The organism is Streptomyces sp. NPDC107654, assembly GCF_055639035.1.
Genome location: NZ_JBVKBI010000010.1, coordinates 265,114 through 286,694 on the forward strand (window position 1 = coordinate 265,114; position 21,581 = coordinate 286,694).

The 21,581-nt window shown below is 71.7% G+C and carries 13 protein-coding genes and 1 pseudogene; 11 read left to right on the forward strand and 3 right to left on the reverse strand.

All coding sequences use genetic code 11. From position 1 onward, the window contains the following. Positions 1-49: 49 nt before the first annotated feature. From ACZ7N4_RS20355 to ACZ7N4_RS20385, 7 genes are all read left to right on the forward strand, one after another. Positions 50-1,297, forward strand: coding sequence for a polyamine ABC transporter substrate-binding protein (locus tag ACZ7N4_RS20355; protein ID WP_471359703.1), 1,248 nt, complete (start codon positions 50-52; stop codon positions 1,295-1,297). Beyond that, the gene (locus tag ACZ7N4_RS20360) at positions 1,294-2,454 is read left to right on the forward strand and encodes an ABC transporter ATP-binding protein (protein ID WP_471359704.1); all 1,161 of its coding nucleotides are present in this window, start codon (positions 1,294-1,296) and stop codon (positions 2,452-2,454) included. Before ACZ7N4_RS20355 ends, ACZ7N4_RS20360 begins: the two co-directional genes overlap by 4 nt. Beyond that, the gene (locus ACZ7N4_RS20365; protein WP_471359705.1) at positions 2,454-3,383 is read left to right on the forward strand and encodes an ABC transporter permease; all 930 of its coding nucleotides are present in this window, start codon (positions 2,454-2,456) and stop codon (positions 3,381-3,383) included. Before ACZ7N4_RS20360 ends, ACZ7N4_RS20365 begins: the two co-directional genes overlap by 1 nt. Beyond that, positions 3,384-4,184 carry an ABC transporter permease gene (locus tag ACZ7N4_RS20370; RefSeq protein ID WP_471359706.1) on the forward strand — a complete coding sequence of 267 codons (801 nt, stop codon included), beginning with the start codon at positions 3,384-3,386 and terminating at the stop codon, positions 4,182-4,184. It begins immediately after the preceding gene. Positions 4,185-4,217: 33 nt separating this feature from the next. Then, entirely contained in the window at positions 4,218-5,648 is a 1,431-nt protein-coding gene (locus ACZ7N4_RS20375) for an NAD(P)/FAD-dependent oxidoreductase (RefSeq protein ID WP_471359707.1), read from the forward strand. A gap of 131 nt (positions 5,649-5,779) precedes the next feature. Next, positions 5,780-6,238: a hypothetical protein gene (locus tag ACZ7N4_RS20380; protein WP_471359708.1), complete on the forward strand. Its 459-nt coding sequence runs from the start codon at positions 5,780-5,782 to the stop codon at positions 6,236-6,238. A gap of 85 nt (positions 6,239-6,323) precedes the next feature. Continuing rightward, positions 6,324-8,135 carry a chitinase gene (locus ACZ7N4_RS20385; RefSeq protein WP_471359709.1) on the forward strand — a complete coding sequence of 604 codons (1,812 nt, stop codon included), beginning with the start codon at positions 6,324-6,326 and terminating at the stop codon, positions 8,133-8,135. A gap of 52 nt (positions 8,136-8,187) precedes the next feature. Here the strand turns inward: ACZ7N4_RS20385 and ACZ7N4_RS20390 are convergent. Beyond that, positions 8,188-8,712 (reverse strand): annotated as a pseudogene (locus tag ACZ7N4_RS20390) (phosphatase PAP2 family protein); the annotation flags it as partial. A 374-nt stretch (positions 8,713-9,086) separates the two neighbouring features. After that, the gene (gene gabT / locus ACZ7N4_RS20395; RefSeq protein WP_471359710.1) at positions 9,087-10,421 is read right to left on the reverse strand and encodes a 4-aminobutyrate--2-oxoglutarate transaminase; all 1,335 of its coding nucleotides are present in this window, start codon (positions 10,419-10,421) and stop codon (positions 9,087-9,089) included. A gap of 290 nt (positions 10,422-10,711) precedes the next feature. Here gabT and ACZ7N4_RS20400 point away from each other — a divergent pair, with 290 nt between their 5' ends. The 3 genes from ACZ7N4_RS20400 (at position 10,712) to ACZ7N4_RS20410 (ending at position 16,468) form a co-directional block, all read left to right on the forward strand. After that, positions 10,712-13,135 carry a type IV secretory system conjugative DNA transfer family protein gene (locus tag ACZ7N4_RS20400; protein WP_471359711.1) on the forward strand — a complete coding sequence of 808 codons (2,424 nt, stop codon included), beginning with the start codon at positions 10,712-10,714 and terminating at the stop codon, positions 13,133-13,135. Between the two features lie 107 nt (positions 13,136-13,242). After that, a complete protein-coding gene (locus ACZ7N4_RS20405; protein ID WP_471359712.1) occupies positions 13,243-14,838 on the forward strand; it encodes a PucR family transcriptional regulator in 1,596 nt (531 codons plus the stop codon). A gap of 184 nt (positions 14,839-15,022) precedes the next feature. After that, the gene (locus tag ACZ7N4_RS20410; RefSeq protein WP_471359713.1) at positions 15,023-16,468 is read left to right on the forward strand and encodes an aldehyde dehydrogenase family protein; all 1,446 of its coding nucleotides are present in this window, start codon (positions 15,023-15,025) and stop codon (positions 16,466-16,468) included. Positions 16,469-16,664: 196 nt separating this feature from the next. Here ACZ7N4_RS20410 and ACZ7N4_RS20415 read toward each other — a convergent pair whose 3' ends face one another. Continuing rightward, complete coding sequence (locus ACZ7N4_RS20415; RefSeq protein ID WP_471359714.1) at positions 16,665-19,499, reverse strand: glycoside hydrolase family 3 C-terminal domain-containing protein; 2,835 nt, start codon at positions 19,497-19,499, stop codon at positions 16,665-16,667. A 357-nt stretch (positions 19,500-19,856) separates the two neighbouring features. Here ACZ7N4_RS20415 and ACZ7N4_RS20420 point away from each other — a divergent pair, with 357 nt between their 5' ends. Then, entirely contained in the window at positions 19,857-21,569 is a 1,713-nt protein-coding gene (locus ACZ7N4_RS20420) for an extracellular solute-binding protein (protein ID WP_471359715.1), read from the forward strand. Positions 21,570-21,581: the final 12 nt, after the last annotated feature.

Below are 21,581 nucleotides of genomic sequence, written 5' to 3' on the forward strand. Positions count from 1 at the left end.
CCGACCAGGCCACCGACCAGGCCGATCCCTCCCGAAAGGCACCATGCGCATGGAGCAGTACGAGCCCGACCGCCTGACCCCGCCCCAAGCGGCCGCGATGCGGCGCAGCCTGCTGGGCGGCAGGGCCGCCCTGACCCGCCGGTCGCTGCTGCGGGCCTCCGCGACCGGTGCGCTCGCGGCCGGTGGCCTCGGGGCGCTGAGCGGTTGCGGGATCCCCGCGGCGGGCCGGAGCCAGGGCGGCACCTCCGCCCAGGACCACTCGGCCCGGGAGAAGGTCGTGAACTTCTCCAACTGGACCGAGTACATCGACGTCGACGACAGCGGCAAGCACCACCCCACCCTGGAGACCTTCCGCAGGCGGACCGGCATCACGGTCGACTACACCGAGGACATCAACGACAACAACGAGTTCTTCGGCAAGATCAAGCCGCAGCTCGCCGCGGGCCAGGACACCGGCCGGGACATCATCGTCCTCACCGACTGGCTGGCCGCCCGGCTGATCCGCCTCGGCTGGGTGCAGAAACTGGACCCGTCCCACCTCCCGCACGCGTACACGAACCTCTCGCCCCAGTTCCGCGACCCCGACTGGGATCCCGGGCGGGCGTACTCGTACCCCTGGCAGGGCATCTCGACGGTGATCGCCTACAACAAGAAGGCGCTCGACGGCGTCGAGGTGACGTCGGTCTCCGACCTGCTCGACAACCCCAGGCTGAAGGGGCGCGTCGGCTTCCTGTCGGAGATGCGGGACTCCATCGGCATGACCCTGCTCGACATGGGCAAGGACCCGGCGCGGTTCACCGACGACGACTTCGACGCGGCGATCGCCCGGCTCCAGAAGGCCGTCGACAAGGGCCAGATCCGCCGCTTCACCGGCAACGACTACACCTCCGACCTGACCAAGGGCGACTTCGCGGCCTGCGTCGCCTGGGCCGGTGACGTGGTCCAGCTGAAGGCCGACAGCCCGGACGTCGACTTCGTCGTCCCGGACAGCGGCTACATCACGTCGACCGACAACATGTGCGTACCGAACAGGGCCCGGCACAAGACGAACGCCGAGCGGCTCATCGACTTCTTCTACGAGCCCGAGCAGGCCGCCGCGCTCGCCGCCTACATCAACTACGTGACGCCGGTCGACGGCGTGAAGCCGTACCTTGCGAAGATCGACAAGGACGCCGCGGACAACCCGCTGATCGTCCCCGACAAGGCCATGCAGGCGAAGTCCCATGCCTTCCGCTCCCTGAGCCAGAAGGAAGAGACGGCCTACGAAGAGAAGTTCGCGAAGCTCACAGGGGCGTGACGACGATGAAGACGACACCAGACAACAGCGGCGACGTCCGCCTCTCCGGCATCTCCAAGACCTACGGCTCCTTCACCGCCGTCCACCCGCTGGACCTGATCGTGCCCGAGGGCTCCTTCTTCGCCCTGCTCGGCGCCTCCGGCTGCGGCAAGACCACCACCCTGCGCATGATCGCCGGCCTGGAGGAGCCCACGAGCGGCACCGTCCGGCTCGGCGACCAGGACGTCACCCACCTTCCGCCGTACAAGCGGCCGGTCAACACGGTCTTCCAGTCCTACGCCCTCTTCCCGCACCTGGACATCTTCGAGAACGTCGCCTTCGGTCTGCGCCGGCGCGGTGTCAAGAGCGTCAAGAAGCAGGTCGAGGACATGCTGGAACTGGTCCAGCTGGGCGAGCAGGCGCGCAAGAAGCCGCACCAGCTCTCCGGCGGCCAGCAGCAGCGGGTCGCCGTGGCCCGTGCGCTGATCAACCACCCCAAGGTGCTCCTCCTCGACGAGCCGCTCGGCGCCCTCGACCTCAAGCTGCGCCGGCAGATGCAGCTGGAGCTGAAGCGCATCCAGACCGAGGTCGGCATCACCTTCGTCCACGTCACGCACGACCAGGAGGAGGCCATGACCATGGCCGACACGGTCGCCGTGATGAACGGCGGCCGGGTCGAGCAGCTCGGCTCGCCGGCCGACCTGTACGAGAACCCGCGGAGCACCTTCGTCGCGAACTTCCTCGGCACCTCCAACCTCATCGAGGCCGAGGTCGACACGAAGAACGGCGACGACATCGTGCTCAAGGCGGGCGGCGGCAAGCTGGTGCTGCCCGAGGCGCGGTGTTCCGCCCCGACGACGGCCGGCGGCAAGGTGCTGGTCGGCATCCGCCCGGAGAAGATCTCGCTCACGCACGCCGACGACGCGGGGGAGATCCCGGACGGCCGCAACCGCCTCACCGGCAGGATCGCCGACGCCAGTTTCATCGGCGTCTCCACGCAGTACGTCATCGACAGCCCCGTCTGCGACGAGCTGGCGGTGTACGTCCAGAACGTCGAGCGCGACGGCCGGCTCGTCCCCGGCGCCGACGTCGTCCTGCACTGGAGCCCGGCGCACACCTTCGGCCTGGACGCGGCGCAGCGCATCGACGCGGGCACCGAGGAAGAGGTCGCCGCCTGATGTCCACGCTCACCGAGGCGCCCCCGCCCCTCGCACCCACGGCACCCGAGAAGAAGCCCCCGCGCAGGCGCGGCCGGTTCACCCCGTACTGGCTGCTGCTGCCCGGCATGCTCTGGCTGATCGTCTTCTTCGCGCTGCCGATGGTCTACCAGGCCTCCACCTCCGTGCAGCAGGGCTCCCTGGAGGAGGGCTACAAGGTCACTTGGCACTTCGCCACCTACTGGGACGCGCTGTCCGAGTACTGGCCGCAGTTCCTGCGGTCCGTCTTCTACGCCGCCGCCGCGACCGTGCTGTGCCTGCTGCTCGGCTATCCGCTGGCCTACCTGATCGCCTTCCGCGCCGGCCGCTGGAAGAACCTGATCATGATCCTGGTGATCGCGCCGTTCTTCACCAGCTTCCTGATCCGCACCCTGGCCTGGAAGACGATCCTCGCGGACAACGGCGTGGTCGTGCACGCCCTGAACTCGCTGCACGTCCTGGACCTCACCGACTGGCTCGGCTGGACCGCCGGCGACCGCGTCCTCGCCACCCCGCTCGCGGTGGTGTGCGGTCTGACGTACAACTTCCTGCCGTTCATGATCCTGCCCCTGTACACCTCGCTGGAGCGGATCGACGGCCGGCTGCACGAGGCCGCCGGCGACCTGTACGCCCGGCCGTGGACCACCTTCCGCAAGGTCACCTTCCCGCTGTCCATGCCGGGTGTGGTCTCCGGAACACTGCTGACCTTCATCCCGGCGGCCGGTGACTACGTGAACGCCGAACTCCTCGGCTCCACCGACACCCGCATGATCGGCAACGTCATCCAGACGCAGTTCCTGCGCATCCTGGACTATCCGACGGCCGCGGCCCTCTCCTTCATCCTCATGGCCGCGATCCTGGCCATGGTCACGCTCTACATCCGCCGGTCCGGGACGGAGGACCTGGTCTAAATGCCCGTCGTCAACTGGCTCAAGCGCCGTCTCGTCGTCATCGCCGGACTGCTGACGCTCGCCTATCTCCTGCTGCCCAACATCGTCGTCACGGTGTTCTCCTTCAACAGACCGAAGGGGCGCTTCAACTACGAATGGCAGCAGTTCTCCACGGACGCCTGGAAGGACCCGTGCGGTGTCGCCGACATGTGCGGCTCGCTGTCCCTCAGCCTCCAGATCGCCGTGTGGGCGACGGTCGGCGCCACGATCCTCGGCACGATGATCTCCTTCGCGCTGGTCCGCTACCGCTTCCGCGCCCGCGGCGCCGTGAACTCGCTGATCTTCCTGCCGATGGCGATGCCCGAGGTCGTCATGGCCGCCTCGCTGCTCACCCTGTTCCTCAACATGGGCGCCCAGCTGGGCTTCTGGACGATCCTGATCGCCCACATCATGTTCTGCCTGAGCTTCGTCGTCACCGCCGTCAAGGCACGCGTGATGTCGATGGACCCGCGGCTCGAAGAGGCCGCCCGGGACCTGTACGCCGGTCCCGTGCAGACCTTCCTGCGGGTCACCCTGCCCATCGCGGCCCCCGGAATCGCCGCGGGCGCGCTGCTCTCCTTCGCGCTCTCCTTCGACGATTTCATCATCACCAATTTCAACGCCGGTTCGACCGTCACGTTCCCCATGTTCGTATGGGGTTCGGCGCAGCGCGGAACGCCCGTGCAGATCAACGTCATCGGTACGGCGATGTTCCTCGTCGCCGTCCTCTTCGTGCTGACGTCGATGGTCGTCACGAACCGCCGGAACAAGCACAAGGCATAGGCCTTGACGCAGCCTTTGTAGGGAGTTGAAATCATGGCCCCAAGCGCCATGAGCCGTGGCACAGACGACTGGATCGCCTCTCTCTCCGAAGCCCAGCCGGTCCCGTACTGGCTGGAAGACCCCGGCAAGCCGCCCGCCGAGCCCGCCCTCACCTCCGCCGAAACCTGTGACCTGCTCGTCGTCGGCGGCGGCTACAGCGGGCTGTGGACCGCGCTCAACGCCAAGGAGCGCGACCCGCAGCGCGATGTGGTCCTGCTGGAAGGCCGCGAGGTGGGCTGGGCCGCCTCCGGCCGCAACGGCGGCTTCTGCGCCGCCTCCCTCACCCACGGCCTGCCCAACGGCCTGGCCCGCTGGCCCGACGAGATCCACCGGCTGCAGGAGCTGGGCCGGCGCAACCTCGACGAGATCGAGGCGGCGGTCGCCCGGCACGGCATCGACTGCGACTTCGAGCGCACCGGCGAGATCGACGTCGCCACCGAGACGTACCAGGCCTGGGAACTGCGCGACTGGCACCGCCGACTGGAGGAGAAGGGCCTCGCGGACGGCATCGAGTTCCTGGACGCCGACGCCGTGCGCGAACAGGTGAACTCGCCCACCTTCCAGGCGGGCCTGTGGGACCGCCGGGGCGTGGCCATGCTGCACCCCGCCAAGCTGGCCTGGGGCCTGAAGAAGGCCTGCCTGGACCTCGGGGTGCGGGTGTACGAGCACACCCCCGCCCTCACCCTGAAGAGCTACGGCGCCGGGATGGCCGTACGCACCCCGTACGGCGGCGTCCGCGCCCGCAGGGTCGCGCTCGGCACGAACATCTTCCCGAGCCTGCTGCGCCGCGTGCGGTCGTACACCGTCCCGGTCTACGACTACGCGCTGATGACCGAGCCGCTGACCGCGGACCAGCTCTCCTCGATCGGCTGGAAGAACCGGCAGGGCCTCGGCGACTCGGCCAACCAGTTCCACTACTTCCGGCTGTCCGCCGACAACCGCGTCCTGTGGGGCGGTTACGACGCGATCTACCCCTACGGCGGCCGGGTCCGCGCCGAGTACGACGACCGGCCGGAGACCTACGCCAAGCTCGCGGGCCACTTCTTCACGTGCTTCCCGCAGCTGGAGGGCGTCCGCTTCACCCACGCCTGGGGCGGCGCGATCGACACCTGCTCACGCTTCTCGGCCTTCTTCGGCACCGCCCACCAGGGCCGGGTGGCCTACGCGGCGGGCTACACCGGCCTCGGCGTCGGCGCGACCCGGTTCGGCGCGGACGTGATGCTGGACCTGCTGGACGGGGAGCGCACCGAGCGGACCGAGCTGGAGATGGTCCGCAAGAAGCCGCTGCCGTTCCCGCCGGAGCCGTTCGCCTGGACCGGCATCGCCCTCACCAAGTGGTCCCTGGCCCGGGCGGACGCCCACGGTGGCCGCCGCAACCTGTGGCTGCGGGCGATGGACAGACTGGGACTGGGCTTCGACAGCTGACGCGGCCGGCCCGGCCGTCGTGGTGAGCCGGATCACCCCGAGGGGTCGGGCGAACCCGCGTAATGCCCCCGGAGGACCTCCCTCTCCCTTGTGACGCGACCGCGTCCACGAGAGACAAGGGAGGTCTTCTCATGACTGGGGCGAAGACGGCGGTCGAATGGCTGGCATCCGTCGCACCGGATCCCGAGGCCTGCCGCCGGGAGTGGGAACGCAACCCCCTGGGGGTCGCCCTGCTGCCCGCCGGCAAGGCGTGGGACGTCCTGATCCTGCCGGGGCACCTCGGCTATCCGACCCTGGACGTGCTCACCCGCATCCTCGACCAACTCGGTCCGGTGCTCGTGGACTTCGGCGACAGCCGGGTGGGGTTCCTGGTTCCCCCGGGCACGGCGGCCCGCTGGCTCGGCACCGGTGTCCGCACCGCCGGAGCCGGCACCTGGATCGTCGTGCCGTATCCGGGGCGGGCGACCCGCGGGGTGCGCTGGCTGGTGCCGCCCGACGGCTCGGGCACGCTGACCGATCCGGCGCTGCTGGAACTGGCGATGCACGAGGCCGCGGCCGGACCGGCCAGGCGGCGGGATGAGGAGGAGTAGCGGCCCGACACCTTGACAACAGGATTGGTCTGGACCAAGTTGTGTGCGCTCCGCCCCTCCAACTCCCCCGATCACGGAGGCCCTTGTGGACCGCGCCCGACGTCCGAGACCCGTCCTCACCGCGCTCACGGCCGCCCTGCTGGCGGTACCCGGCATCACCGCGCTCTCGTCGGCCGCCCGTGCGGCCGACGCGGACGTCGCGGTCAACGGCGGCTTCGAGTCCGGCCTCACCGGCTGGACGTGCACGGCCGGCACGACCGTCACCTCACCCGTGCACAGCGGGCGTTCCGCGCTCCAGGCCACCCCGGCCGGCAGCGACAACGCCCAGTGCTCCCAGACGGTCACCGTGCGGCCGGACGCGCAGTACACCCTGTCCGGTTACGTCCGCGGCTCCTACGTCTACCTCGGCGCGAGCGGCACCGGCACCACCGACGTCTCCGCCTGGACCCAGTCCGCCCCCGACTGGCAGCGGCTGAGCACCACCTTCCGCACCGGGGCGACCACCACCAAGGTCACGATCCACACCCACGGCTGGTACGGCACCGGCGCCTACCAGGCCGACGACCTCACCCTCGTCGGCCCCGGCGGCAGCGGCACCACACAGCCGCCCGCCGCCCCGGCCGGTCTGAGGACCACCACCGTGACCGCGTCCTCCGTCGGCCTGTCCTGGTCGGCGGTGACCGGCGCGACCGGTTACGCGGTCTACCGCGACGGCACCAGGGTCCAGACGGTGACCGGCACCTCGGCGACCGTCTCCGGCCTCGCGGCCTCGACGGCGTACGGCTTCCAGGTCACCGCCGTGAACGACGCCGGCGAGTCCGCGAGGTCCGCCGTCGTGACCGCGACGACCGGCGCCGGTAGCGGCGGTGGCGGCTCGTCCGACCTGCCCGCCCACGCCCTCGTCGGCTACCTGCACGCCGGCTTCGCCAACGGTGCCGGCTACACCCGGCTCGCCGACGTCCCCGACAGCTGGGACGTGATCGACCTCGCCTTCGGCGAGCCCACCTCGTCCACCTCCGGAGACATCCGCTTCACCCGCTGCCCGGTCACCGAGTGCCCGAACGTCGAGAGCGACGCCGAGTTCAAGGCGGCGATCAAGGCCAAGCAGGCCGCCGGCAAGAAGGTGCTGATCTCCATCGGCGGCCAGAACGGCCAGGTCCAGCTGACCACGACCGCGGCCCGCGACGCCTTCGTCACCTCGGTCTCGAAGATCATCGACGAGTACGGCCTCGACGGCCTCGACATCGACTTCGAGGGCCATTCGCTGTCCCTCGACACCAACGACACGGACTTCAGGAACCCGACCACCCCCGTGATCGTGAACCTCATCTCGGCGCTGAAGACCCTGAAGGCCGGGTACGGCGCGAAGTTCGTCCTCACGATGGCGCCGGAGACCTTCTTCGTCCAGAACGGCTACCAGTACTACGGCACCGGCAAGTGGGGCGGCCAGGACCCGCGCTGCGGCGCCTACCTGCCGGTCATCCACGCCCTGCGCGACGACCTGACCCTGCTGCACGTCCAGGACTACAACTCCGGCCCGATCATGGGCCTGGACAACCAGTACCACTCCATGGGCGGCGCCGACTTCCACATCGCCATGACCGACATGCTGCTCACCGGCTTCCCGGTGGCCGGCGACCCGGACAACGTCTTCCCGCCGCTGCGCCCCGACCAGGTCGCCATCGGCATGCCGGCGTCGGTGAACGCGGGCAACGGCTACGTCTCCCCGGCGGAGGTCACCAGGACCCTGGACTGCCTGACGAGGAAGACGAACTGCGGCTCGTACGCCCCGCACGGGAGCTGGCCCGCGCTGCGGGGGCTGATGACCTGGTCGGTGAACTGGGACCGGTACGCGAACTGGGAGTTCCAGAAGAACTTCGACGCGTACTTCGGCTGAGCACCGGGGACAGGGCGGCCAGCAGCACCGTGCTCAGGCACCAGCCGGCCACCACGTCCAGCGGCCAGTGCCAGCCGTGGCGGACCAGGCCGTACGACACCCCGAGGACGAGGGCCAGGCACCCGGTGACCAGGGCGCGGCGGGCGGCGGGGGAGCGCAGCCAGGGCAGCAGGAGCAGGGTCGCCGAACCGTACGCGACCGCCGCCGTCGTCGTATGGCCGGACGGGAAGTAGCCGGTCCCCGGGGGCACCACCGGTGTCCCCGGCCGGGCCGTCCACACCTTCAGCGGTACGACGACCGCCGGGACCAGCGCCATCGCCACGGCCGCGGCGAGCGGCGGCAGCCACCACCGCCCGGCACCGGCGGCCCGGCCCCGCCAGGCCGCGTAGCCGAGGGCCGCGGCGAGCACGGGAAGGGCGACCTGGACGTTGCCGAGGTCGGAGAGGAGCTGGGAGAGGCGGTCCGGGTGGACGAGGGCGCGGCTGGCGTCCGCGTCCAGCCGCAGCAGCGGCCCGTCGACGAGGACCTGCCAGGTGAAGAGGGCCAGCGCGACCGCCGGGAGGACCAGGAGCAGCATGCGCCCAGCTTGGCAGAGAGCCGGCGGGAAGGAGGTCGGCCGCCTCGGAACGGGGGGGTGGTTCCGAGGCGGCCGTCCGGACCGGAACGTCGCGCGCCCCGGGGGGTTTGGGGCGGCGACCGTCCGATCGGTGAGGAGATCCCGGAGCCGTCAGGCGCCGGTGGTGTGCGCGAGGGCACGACCAGGTCGAAGCTGGGGAGGCCCCGGCCCGGCGTCCGTCCGCAGTCCCCTGTGGACGGGTGTATCTCTCATCTGGGAAGAACCTACGGCAGGCCGGGGCGCTTGGGCAGACGGAATCCGCTCCCGTCATCCACCCCCCACACCTTCTTCACACGGCCTGCCGCAGGCACCCTTCAGGGGTGCGGATTCGCTGCTCAGATGCGCGCGAACGCCTGCTCGATGATGTCGAGGCCCTCGTTCAGCAGGTCCTCGCCGATCACCAGCGGGGGCAGGAAGCGGAACACGTTGCCGTAGGTGCCGCAGGTCAGGACCAGCAGACCCTCGGCGTGGCAGGCCTTGGCGAGCGCGGCGGTGGCCTCGGGGTTCGGCTCCTTGGTGGCCCGGTCCTTGACCAGCTCGATGGCGATCATCGCGCCGCGCCCGCGCACGTCACCGATGATGTCGAACTTCTCGGCCATCGTGGCGAGGCGGCCCTTCATGACCTCCTCGATGCGCTTGGCCTTGCCGTTGAGGTCCTGCTCCTTCATGGTCTCGATGGCACCGAGCGCAGCCGCGCAGGCGACGGGGTTGCCGCCGTACGTACCACCCAGCCCACCGGCGTGCGCGGCGTCCATGATCTCGGCGCGCCCGGTGACGGCGGCGAGCGGCAGACCGCCGGCGATGCCCTTGGCGGTCGTGATCAGGTCGGGCACGATGCCCTCGTCCTCGCAGGCGAACCACTGCCCGGTCCGGCAGAAACCGGACTGGATCTCGTCCGCGACGAAGACGATGCCGTTGTCGGCGGCGAACTGCCGGATCGCCGGCAGGAAGCCCTTCGCGGGCTCGATGAAGCCGCCCTCGCCCAGCAGCGGCTCGATGATGATCGCGGCGACGTTGTCCGGGCCGACCTGCTTGGTGATCTGGTCGATGGCCTGCGCGGCGGCCTCGGGGCCGGCGTTCTCCGGGCCGGTCGGCCAGCGGTAGCCGTACGCCACCGGCACGCGGTACACCTCGGGGGCGAACGGCCCGAACCCGTGCTTGTACGGCATGTTCTTCGCGGTCAGCGCCATGGTCAGGTTGGTGCGCCCGTGGTAGCCGTGGTCGAACACGACCACGGCCTGCCGCTTGGTGTACGCACGCGCGATCTTGACGGCGTTCTCGACGGCCTCGGCGCCGGAGTTGAACAGCGCGGACTTCTTGGCGTGGTCACCCGGGGTCAGCTCGGCCAGCGCCTCCGCGACCTCCACGTAGCCCTCGTACGGGGTGACCATGAAACAGGTGTGGGTGAAGTCGGCGAGCTGGGCGCTCGCCCGCCGTACGACGGCCTCGGCGGAGGCACCGACGGAGGTCACGGCGATACCGGAACCGAAGTCGATGAGCCGGTTGCCGTCGACGTCCTCGATGATGCCGCCGCCCGCGCGCGTGGTGAACACGGGCAGCACGGAGCCCACGCCCTGTGCGACCGCGGCGGTACGGCGGGCCTGAAGCTCCTGCGACTTCGGGCCGGGGATGGCGGTGACGACGCGGCGCTCCTGCGGAAGTGCGGTCATGGGGGCTCCCTGATGATCTTGCGTACCGGGCGGTCCCGGGGAGTTCCGGGCGGTGCGTTTTCGGACGCATACCTTCTTTTCTCGCAGGCTAAGACCGGTTCCGGGGGGTCGGCATGCTCCATGTGGGCGTTGTCGGCGGCTCCCGTTGTCCGCCGTGGACATAGCCCACCCGGGCGCCCGCCGCCGCTTCCGGCCATGTAAGCGGTGAACTCCCCTTCCCGGGGCGTTAGATTGACTCGCTGATGACGGACGGAACGGCGGACGCACGCGCTGGTCAGGGGGCAGGCTCGATGGACAGCGACAGCACGCGGGACCCACGCGGCACGCACACGAACCCTGTACCACGGCCTATGGCTTCGGTTGAGGGGGTGGGGGTGCCGCCCATGCCGACACAGGCGCCTGACGTGCCGCCCCCGGCTGTCCGACCCCCGGCCGCCCAGCCCTACGCGCCTCTGCGCTCGCCCGTGGCCGACTGGGTGGACGAGCCGCGCCCGGCCGTCCAGCCCGGTATCTGGCGCTTCGGGTACCGTCCGGCCAAAACCGCAGGTGGCGGGCAGCGCCTGGCTCCCGTCACGATCGTCGGCTTCATCGTCCCGCTGGTGGTGGGGCTCTTTCTGTGGTCACTGTGGCGGCACGGCAGCGTGCCCTACCAGTGGGCCCTCCTGCAGCTGCTCACCCCGGACGACTGGTGGTGGGCCGGAACCACGTCACCGAAGGGCTACCAAGGTGCAGAGGCGATCACGGTCGCCGACGGCGTGGTCTTCGCCGTCCTCGTCTTCGCCATGGCGCGCCTCGGCAGCTGGTCCGACATCATCCGGCATGTGGTCACCCGCCGCGCACAGCCCGCTCGCGCCCTGATCGCCGCCCTCGGCGCACTCGTGGCTCTGGCCTTCGTCTTCCCCAGCGCCTTCGGCCTCGGCTGGGACGCCCTGCCCGTGCAGGACCCGCTGTTCTCCCTCATCGTCCTGATCACCGGCGACTACGCGGTGTTCGGGTCGAAGCTGCTGACGGACGGGCTGTACGCGCTCATCACCCTGCTGGTGCTGTGGCCGTTCGCCCGGATCGGCGGCTGGCTGCCCCTCGCCAAGGAGGCGATCGCCGCGCGCGGGCGGGCCACGCCGGACCAGGTCGCCGAGCCGGCCGTCGACCGGCGGCCGTCACGCTGGCCCCACCTGCGGGAAGCCGGTCAGCACGAGGCCGCGGACCTGCTCACCGCCGAGCTGTACGCCGGCCGGATGAACGACGTGGACTGCGCGCGGGTCGCTCACATGTGGACCGTGGCCCGGGGCCGTGCGCGGCTCTCCTCTTTCACCGAGACGGTGCTCCGCGAGGGCGCCGCCGCCTGGACCCATCCTTCCGGCTCCCGCGACCTGCCGGGCCGGTCCGCCCGGCACGATCTGCTGGCCCGGGAGGTACGCATCGGCCAGTGGGCCGCCGGCGACCGCACGCCGCCGGCTTACGCTGGAGCAGGTGCGGCGCTCGGACCCGACACCCTCGGCACCTCGCTGCTGGCCGTGGGGCCCTCGGGGTCGGGCAAGACGGCTCACCTCATCCGGCCCGTGGTCGAGTCGCTCGGCCTGCAGGCCCTCGCCGGGCAGTGCGCGGTCGTCACCGTCTGCGCGGCCGGCACGCCCCTGGGCCCCGACTCCTCCTACGACGTCGTCGTGCGGCTCGGAGACCCCGCGTCCGTGTACGACCTGGACCCCTACGCGGACTCCGAGGACCCGGACGAGGCGGCGGCCTTCCTCGCGGAGGGACTGGCCGGCGATCTGGACACGATCAGCGGACAGCGGGCCACCACCGCGCTGGCCCAGCTCCTCGGACCGTACCGGGCCGCGTACGGACGCTTCCCGACCCTGCCCCAGCTCAGGGAGCTCCTGGAAGGCGAGCCCTCGGCCCTGTCCGCGCTGCGGGAGGCGCTGGCGGGGGAGGAGCACACCGTGATGCGTCGCGAGCTGGACGCGCGCGCCCGGCAGGCGGGCAGTACGGGCGACCCCGGGCCGGCGCTGGCCGACCGCCTGGCCGCGCTGGACCGGCCGGCGTTCGCCGGGTTCTTCGGCGCCGACCAGGGGCAGGCCCGGCCGTTCTCGCTGCGCGCCGTCGCCCACCATCCGCTGCGCGTCCGGATCGACCTCCCCGACCGCGGACACGACGAGGCGTCCCGACTGCTCACCCGCCTGCTTCTCGCCCAGTTCACCGCCCTGGCCATGACGTGCGAACGGACCCACTTCGCCTGTCTCGTCCTGGACGACGCCACCGGTGCCGTGACAACGGAGTCGGTCCGACGCGTCCAACGCCTGCGCTCCCGTAACGCGGGTGTGGTGCTCGCCCTGCGTACCGTCGGTGACGTCCCCGAGGCGCTGCACGGGCCTCTGTACGCGGCCGTGGGCTGTCGCATGGCCTTCTCCGGCGTGACCACCTGGGACGGCAGCCGGTTCGCGGAGGCCTGGGGCACGCAGTGGGTGGAGACCCGGGACGTTGCCCGGCACACGGTCTTCGCGGACCAGCCGATGACCCGCGCGATCCATGCCCTGCGCAAGCTGGTCACCGGGAAGGCGGTGACCACGGAGGCCGTCACCGTGCGCCAGGTGGAGCGCGAGCGCTGGTCGGCTTCCGAGTTGGCCCATGGGGTGCCGCCGGGGCATGCCGTGTTGTCGTTGACCACCGTGCAGGGGGAGCACGCGCCGCCGTTGCTGGTGGATCTGCGGGGGTGAGGGGCCAGCGCGGGGTCGTACGGTGAGGCAGAATCGAGGTAGGCCGTTCATACACGGCGGCCAAAAGGTCACCGCGATCGCCGGATCCCCCTCACCGTGAAGGCCCCATGCCCCCGACTCTCTCCTCGCTCGTCCACCACTCCGCGCTGAAGCTGACCGTGCGCGCGGGCGAGGACCGCCTGGACGTGCCCGTCCGCTGGGCGCACGTCAGTGAGCTGGCCGACCCCGTGCCGTACATGGAGGGCGGCGAGCTGCTGCTGATCACCGCGCTCAAGCTGGACGCGGAGGATCCGGAGGCCATGCGGCGGTACGTGCGGCGGCTGGCCGGCGCCGGTGTGGTCGGGCTCGGGTTCGCCGTGGGGGTCAACTACGAGGAGATTCCCCAGGCCCTCGTCGACGCCTGCGCCGAGGTGGAGCTGCCGTTGCTGGAGGTGCCCCGCCGCACCCCCTTCCTCGCCATCAGCAAGGCCGTCTCCGCCGCCATCGCCGCCGACCAGTACCGGGCGGTCACGGCAGGCTTCGCCGCCCAGCGCGAGCTGACCAAGCAGGCGCTGAACACCGGCCCGGAGGGGGTGCTCGGCGCGCTCGCCGCCCAGGTCGACGGCTGGGCGGCGCTGTACGACGCCTCGGGCGCCGTCGTCGCCGCCGCGCCGGAGTGGGCCGGCCGCCGTGCCGCCCGGCTCACCGCCGAGGTGGAGCGGCTGCGGGAGCGGCCCGCCCCCGCCTCCTCCGTCGTCGGCGGCCCCGACCACGAGGACCGCGTGGAACTGCACAGTCTCGGCACCGGCCGCCGCCCGCGGGCCGCGCTCGCCGTGGGGACGGCCGCCGCGCTCGGCACCGCCGAACGGTACGCCGTCCACTCCGCCATCGCCCTGCTCACCCTCACCACCGAACGCTCCCGCTCCCTGCACGCGGCCGAGCAGCGCGTCGGTGCGGCGGTGCTGCGCATGCTCCTCGCCGGGGAGCCCGACCACGCCCGGGCGGTCGCCGGGGATCTGTACGGCGGGCTGCTGGACGCCCCGTTCCGGATGATCGTCGCCGAGTCCGGGTCCGGCGCGGCGGGCGAGGCGCTGGGTGAACTCGCGGAGACCGTGGAGTCCGCGGCGGCGCGGGCCGGGGAGGCCGTGCTGGTCGTGCCGGAGGGCGAGCGGCTGGTGGTGCTGGCCGCCGACCGGGGTGCCGCGGTCGCCGCGTGCTCCGCGTACGCGGCGGCGCTGGAGGCGGGCCGGACGGCGAGCGCGGGGCGGACGGCGGCCGAGCAGGGGCGGGCGGACGAGGGCGAACTGGTCGTCGGCCTGTCGGCGCCCGCGGGACCGATCGCGGCGGCAACGGCGTACAAACAGGCCGAGCAGGCGCTGTCGGTGGCGCGGCGGCGGGGGCGGGTGTTCGTGGAGCACGAGCAGCTGGCCGCCGGGTCCGTCCTCCCGCTGCTGGCCGACGACGCGGTGAAGGCGTTCGCCGACGGGCTCCTGCGGGCGCTGCACGAGCACGACGCGACCGGGCGGGGGGACCTCGTCGCCTCGCTGCGGGCGTGGCTGTCCCGGCACGGCCAGTGGGACGCCGCCGCGGCCGACCTGGGTGTGCACCGGCACACCCTGCGGTACCGGATGCGCCGGGTCGAGGAGATCCTCGGACGGAGCCTGGACGACCCGGACGTCCGGATGGAGCTGTGGCTCGCCCTGAAGACGACGTCGGCCGAGTGACCGACGCGGGCGGCGCCCCGCGCCCGGCCCGGTGACCGGCGCCCGCCGTCCATCTCGCCAATCCGGAGTGACCCCCACCGCAACTGCTACGACTCGGACAAACGACCCCCGGCCCGCCCCGCCCTACCGTGGACCACGCAAGCCAAGCAGCACACCTCCAACGCGGAAGGGCCGGGACTCGTACATGACTTCCACCCATGCCTTCTGGCTCGCCGGCCGCCAGGTCACCGGCGAGGACACCTTCGACGTCACGTCCCCGTGGGACGGCCGGCTCGTCGGCAAGGTCGGCGTGCCGAGCGACGCCCAGGTCGAGGAGGCCGTGGCCGCCGCGTACGCCGTCCGGGACGAGTTCGCCGGCACCCCGGCGCACGTGCGTGCCGCCGCGCTCGACCACGTCAGCAAGCGGCTGGCGGAGCGCACCGAGGAGATCGCCCAGCTGATCTCCGCCGAGAACGGCAAGCCGATCAAGTGGGCCCGGGGCGAGGTCGGCCGCGCGGTCTCCGTGTTCCGGTTCGCCGCCGAGGAGGCCCGCCGGTTCAACGGCGGCGAGGCCCAGCGCCTCGACACCGACGCGGGCGGCCAGGGCCGGCTCGCGCTGACCCGCCGCTTCCCGAAGGGTGTCGTGCTCGGCATCGCGCCGTTCAACTTCCCGCTGAACCTGTGCGCGCACAAGGTCGCCCCGGCGATCGCCGCCGGTGCCCCGATCATCCTGAAGCCGGCCCCCGCCACCCCGCTGTCCGGTCTGATCCTCGGTGAGCTGCTCGCCGAGACCGACCTGCCGGCCGGGTCGTGGAGCATCCTCCCGGTGCCGAACGACAAGATGCCCGCCCTCGTCCAGGACGAGCGCCTGCCGGTCATCTCCTTCACGGGTTCCGAGAAGGTCGGCTACGCGATCATGGACTCGGTGCCGCGCAAGCACTGCACGCTGGAGCTGGGCGGCAACGGCGCCGCGGTCGTCCTCGGCGACTACGCCTCCGACGCCGACCTGGACTGGGCCGCGACCCGCATCGCGACCTTCTCCAACTACCAGGGCGGCCAGTCCTGCATCTCGGTGCAGCGTGTCATCGCCGACGCCTCCGTGTACGACCGGCTGCTGCCGCGCATCGTCGCCGCCGTCGAGGCCCAGGTCACCGGTGACCCGTCCGACGCCAAGACGGACGTCGGCCCGCTGGTCAGCGAGGACGCCGCCAAGCGCGTCGAGTCCTGGGTGAAGGAGGCCGTCGAGGCCGGCGCCACCCTGCTCACCGGCGGTGACCGGGACGGCGCGTCCTACGCGCCGACCGTGCTCGCCGACGTGCCGGCGGACACCACCCTCGCCTGCGAGGAGGTCTTCGGGCCGGTCCTCACCGTGCAGAAGGTGGACGGCGAGGCCGAGGCGTTCGCCGCGGTCAACGACTCCAAGTACGGCCTCCAGGCGGGCGTGTTCACCCACGACCTGCAGGTCGCCTTCCGTGCCCACAGCGCCCTGGAGGTCGGCGGTGTGGTGATCGGCGACGTCCCGTCCTACCGTGCCGACCAGATGCCGTACGGCGGCGCCAAGCAGTCCGGTGTGGGCCGCGAGGGCGTGCGGTTCGCGATGGAGGACTACACCTACGAGCGCGTGCTGGTCCTGACCGGCCTCGCGCTCTGACCTGCCACGGACAGGTCAGGTACCGAACGGCCGCAGCCCACTGTGCGGGGGCTGCGGCCGTTCGCCGTTCCCGGCACCGGAATGCCGTCAGGGGAAACCCTCTCGGTAGCCTGAGTCGAGCCGCCGCACCGGAGGGGCCCGGCACCGCTGCCTTCCGGTGCCGGGCCCCTTCCCGGTGCCGGGCTTCCGCGGACCCTCAACCGGAGAAGTCGAGGTGCGCCAGCCGCAGGGGGCCGCGCAGTGCGAGGCGGACGTCGTGGACGCCCTCGGCGACCAGGGCGGCGGTCACCCTGGTGTAGGAGTACGGGCCGGCCGTGGGGGTGTCCGGGGCGAGGGTCGCGAGGACCGGGCCGCCGTCCAGGGAGAGTTCCAGGGTGCCCTCGCCCGCCAGCTCCGCCGACACCTCGCTCACCCCCGCGCCGAAGTCGCAGGCGTGGTAGACCAGTTCGGCCGTCCCGCCGTGGGCCGGGGTCACCGCGTCGCCCGCCGCCTTCGTCCGGTCCACGAGCGCGACACCGGACTGCTCGTCGAAACCGGCGCCGGCCAGGCCGCGCTCCCGTACCCTGCGGGGCGCCGGCGGCGGCCCCTCCAGGTGCACGGTCGTCCGCAGCCGCACGTCCGCGCTGGACGCGCCCAGCAGGAGCTCGTACGGTCCCCCCTCGCGGTGCCAGCCGCCCTGTCGTACGTCCCAGAACTCCAGTGCGGCCGACGGGACCTCGAAGGAGACGGCGGCCGTCTCGCCGGGGGCGAGGGTGATCCGGCGGTGGTCCAGCAGCTCGCGGCGCGGACGGACCGCCGACGGCTCCACCGCCCGGCCGTACAACTGCACCACCTCGTCCGCCGTCCGGTCCCCGGTGTTGGTGACCGTGCAGCTCACCAGCACCGAGTCCGCCTCCACCCGGGCGGCCGGGCCGGCGTACCCGAACGACGCGTACGACAGGCCGTGGCCGAAGGGGAAGAGCGGGGTGCCGTCGAAGTAGAGGTAGGTCTGGCGGCTGCCGATCACGTCGTAGTCGAGCAGGTCGGGCAGGTCGGCGTCGGAGGCGTACCAGGTCTGGGGGAGGCGGCCGGCGGGGGAGACGTCGCCGGCCAGTACCCGGGCCAGGGCCGTGCCCGCCGCCTGGCCGCCGTGCGCGGTCCACAGCGCGGCCGGCAGCCGGACCGTGTCCACCGCGTACGGGTACGCCGACACCAGCACCAGCACGGTGCGCGGGTTGACGGCCCGGGCCGCGTGCAGCAGCCGCCGCTGGTGCCCGGGCAGCAGCAGGGTCGTGCGGTCCTCGGTCTCGCGGCCGTTGACGTGCGGGTCGTTGCCCGCCACCACCACGACGACGTCGGCCCCGGCCGCCGCCCGGGCCACGGCCTCCTCGCCCCGCTCGACCGTGACGACCTCGAAGACGTCACCGGTGCCGGCAACCTTCACGCCGTCGGCGGCGACCCGCACATGACGGCCCGTGCCCAGGTGCGTGAGGAGGTGACCGCCGCGGTGCGGTTCCAGACGGAACGTCTCCTGGACGACCCAGCCGCCGGGCTGGTCGGCGGAGGCGCGGAGGTACCCGTCCTCGGCGACCGAGAGGTAGCGCCCGTCGGGGGCGCGCAGCGTCAGCACCCCGTCCCCCCAGTCGGCCAGCGCGAACTCGGTGCCGGTCGGGTCCGTCGTCAGCGGCGGCAGGTCGGTGCGGCCGGACAGCAGCGCGGGGTCCAGCGCGCCCTCGGCGGCGCGGGCCCGGTCGGGGGCCTCGGCCGGCGGCACGGACAGGAACGCCCCGGCCGCCGTCCGCAGCCGGACCCGGTCCACGCCCTCCGCGAACTCCACGCGCTCCGCGCCGAACCGCTCGTACAGGCCCTCCAGGGGGGTGGAGCGGTGGATGAGGCTGCCGCTGTACCAGTCGAGCTTGCACTCGTCGGCGAGCAGCCCGACGACCGCGATCCGGGTGTCCGGGGCGAGGGGCAGCAGGCCGTCGTCGTTCTTCAGCAGCACGACCGCCTGCTCGGCGGCCTCCCGCGCGAGCGCCCGGTGGACCGGGGTGTCGAACTCGCCGGTGCCCGCGTGCGGGTCGTAGTGCGGGTCGAACTCGCCGAGCCGGAAGCGGACCGAGAGCTGGCGGCGTACGGCGGTGTCGATGTCCGCCTCCGTCAGCAGGCCCCGCGCCACCGCCCCCCTGACCCGCGCGGTGGTCGGCGAGGAGTCCGTGCCGTGGTCCGTGAAGCTGTCCACGCCGGCCAGCAGGGCCGCCGCGGTGGCCTCCTCGTGGGTGTCGAAGTAGTGCTCGGCGTCGACCAGGTTGGAGGACGCGCCCGCGTCCGAGCAGACCAGCAGCTCCTCGTCGGTCCACGTGCGCAACTCCTCGCGCAGGTACGGGGAGACGTGGTTGGGACGGCCGTTGACCAGGTTGTAGGCGGGCATCACCCCGGCCACCGCCCCCGCCTCCACCGTCTCCCTGAAGGCGCGCAGGTCGTACTCGTGCAGCACCCGGGGGCGTACGGAGGCCGACGAGGTGGCGCGGTCCGTCTCGTTGTTGTGCGCCAGCCAGTGCTTCAGCACGGGTGCGGTGCGCCAGTACACGGGGTGGTCCCCGCGCAGGCCCCGCGTGTACGCCGTGGCGATGGCCGAGGTCAGCTTCGGGTCCTCCGAGTAGCCCTCCTCGTTGCGGCCCCACAGGGGGTGGCGCAGCAGGTTGACCGTCGGGGACCAGACGTTGAGGCCGACCCGCTCGTCCCGGGCGCGCATCGCCCGCGCCTCCTTGGAGACCGCCTCGCCGATCCGGCGCACCAGCTCCGGGTTCCAGGTCGCGCCGAGACCGACCGCCTGCGGGAACACCGTCGCCGGACCCATCCAGGCCACACCGTGCAGGGCCTCCTGGCCGGTCCGCCAGGCGGCGATGCCGAGCCGCTCCACGGCGGGCGTGAACTGGTGCAGGAAGGAGATCCTCTCGTCCAGGGTGAGCCGCGCCAGCAGATCGTCGATGCGCTTCGCGAACGGCAGGTGCGGATCGCGGAAAGGCGGCGTGGACGGCGGGCCAACGGTCACGGGCGGTTCCCCTTGCGCAAGGAGCGGGATGGTGCTTTCGAAGCGCTTCGATGCTCGGCCGACCGACGTCGGGGTGTCAAGGTGCTGACTCAAAACAGACCGACTTTCCACCAGCACGGCAAGGCCCGCCCAACTCCGCCCGCACCCGCCGGAGATCGGAGGAATCTTGGGAACGGCCCTTGTGCGCCCCCACGCGTTCACTTAACCTCGCAGCAACTTCGAAGCGCTTCGACTGCCCGCCCCGGCAGCCGACTGTCCGCCCCGGCAGCCGCGCTTCCGCTCAGCCGGATCCACTGAAGACACCGCAGCCGACGGCCCACCGCCGGGTGTCCTGGTGCGCCATGAAGGGTTGACGCAATGACGCCGAACGCCGCCTCCGCCTCCTCCGCGCCCAGCCGGAGAGGCTCCCCGAGCAGGAGGAGCTTCCTCGCCTCCACCGCGGTCGCCACCGCGGCGGTCGCCGGCGGGACGCCGCTGCTCACCGCGTGCGGCGGTTCGGACAGGGGCTCCCGGGAGGGCACCACCTCCGGCAAGGACGCGAAGAGGCTCCTGCCGGCCTACGTACCCAGCAGCGTGGTGACGCCGGACATCCCGTCCGAGAACGGTTCGTCCATGGGCTTCACCGGCAAGCTCGACGTCGCCACCCTCAGGACCTCGGTCCCGAAGAAGCTCGGCAAAGGCGGCAGGGTCACCGTCATGTCGCCGTTCTGGGGCTCGCCACCGAAGCAGGACAACCCCTACTACACGTCGATGAACGACCTGATCGGCGTCGACGTCCGGTGGCGCAACCAGGACGGCAACACCTACGACCAGAAGCTCGGCGCGGTCCTCGCGTCCAGCGACGTCCCGGACGTCGTGGTCGTCCCCGGCTGGAACATGATGGGCAAGATACCCAGCGCCGTCATCAGCAAGTTCGCCGACCTCGGCCCGTACCTGTCCGGGGACAGGGTCAAGGAGTACCCCAACCTCGCGGCCATCCCGTCCGACGCCTGGCAGCGCTCCCTCTTCGGCGGCAGGCTGATGGGCCTGCCGCAGCCCTCCCCGTCCGTCCAGACCATCGTGCCCCTCTACCGCCGGGACGTCTTCGACAAGGAGGGCTACGAGATCCCGCGGTCCGCCGACGAGTTCATGGCCCTGTGCAAGGACATCACCAACGCCCGGGCCAACCGGTGGGCCTGCGGTGACATGAAGTGGACCGCCATGAACACCTTCGGCGTACTCGGAGGCGGGGAGAAGCCGCTCTGGTGGAACCTGGTCGACGGCAGGCTGATCAACCGCATCGAGACCCCGGAGTACCTGGAAGCCATCGAGTGGACGCGCAAGCTGTTCGCCGCAGGAGTCGTCCACCCCGACTTCAAGCTGGGCAAGAGCCAGGCGACCGACCCCGCCCCCAAGTTCGCCGCCGGCGAGTTCCTCATCTGGAACAACAACATCGTCAACTGGTACGGCCAGCAGGCCTCCCAGGCCACCCAGAACCCCGGCTTCAGGATCTGGGGCATGGACATCTGGAACCACGACGGCGGTGACCCGACGCTGTACGCCCAGAACCCGGCCGGCATCTTCGCCTTCGTCAACAAGAAGGCCTCCGAGGCCGTCGTCCGCGACGTGCTGGCGGTCGCCAACGTCACCGCGGCGCCGTACGGCACCAAGGAGTGGATGACGACCAACTACGGCGTCGAGGGCACCCACTACACGATCAAGGACGGCGTCCCCGTCAAGAACGACAAGGGCAACAACGAGGTCCTCAACGCCTACGTCATGGTGGCGAGCCCCGCCGCGACCACCGCCCACCCCGACCTGCCGGACTACACCAAGGCCATGGTCGAGTGGGAGCAGCGGATGGGCGCCTTCACCAGGAAGTCGTCGTTCTGGGGCCTGCAGGTCACCGAACCCTCCCGTTACACCAGCCTCGTCAACGACTTCGAGCAGCTGGAAGACGACATCATCCGCGGCCACAAGAAGATCGGCGACATGCAGCAGGCCGTCTCCGACTGGAAGAGCAAGGGCGGCGACAGGCTGCGCGACTGGTACAGGAAGCTTCTCGACGAGAACGGTCCGGCGGCGAGCTGACGGGCTCCGAGG

Excerpts from the sequence above, each read along its gene's own strand:
- ACZ7N4_RS20410 (WP_471359713.1), top strand. The coding sequence starts at position 15,023 with ATGACTTCCACCCATGCCTTCTGGCTCGCCGGCCGCCAGGTCACCGGC.
- ACZ7N4_RS20380 (WP_471359708.1), top strand. The coding sequence starts at position 5,780 with ATGACTGGGGCGAAGACGGCGGTCGAATGGCTGGCATCCGTCGCACCG.
- ACZ7N4_RS20400 (WP_471359711.1), top strand. The coding sequence starts at position 10,712 with ATGGACAGCGACAGCACGCGGGACCCACGCGGCACGCACACGAACCCT.
- ACZ7N4_RS20355 (WP_471359703.1), top strand. The coding sequence starts at position 50 with ATGGAGCAGTACGAGCCCGACCGCCTGACCCCGCCCCAAGCGGCCGCG.
- ACZ7N4_RS20375 (WP_471359707.1), top strand. The coding sequence starts at position 4,218 with ATGGCCCCAAGCGCCATGAGCCGTGGCACAGACGACTGGATCGCCTCT.
- ACZ7N4_RS20420 (WP_471359715.1), top strand. The coding sequence starts at position 19,857 with ATGACGCCGAACGCCGCCTCCGCCTCCTCCGCGCCCAGCCGGAGAGGC.
- ACZ7N4_RS20405 (WP_471359712.1), top strand. The coding sequence starts at position 13,243 with ATGCCCCCGACTCTCTCCTCGCTCGTCCACCACTCCGCGCTGAAGCTG.
- ACZ7N4_RS20365 (WP_471359705.1), top strand. The coding sequence starts at position 2,454 with ATGTCCACGCTCACCGAGGCGCCCCCGCCCCTCGCACCCACGGCACCC.
- gabT (WP_471359710.1), bottom strand. The coding sequence starts at position 10,421 with ATGACCGCACTTCCGCAGGAGCGCCGCGTCGTCACCGCCATCCCCGGC.
- ACZ7N4_RS20370 (WP_471359706.1), top strand. The coding sequence starts at position 3,384 with ATGCCCGTCGTCAACTGGCTCAAGCGCCGTCTCGTCGTCATCGCCGGA.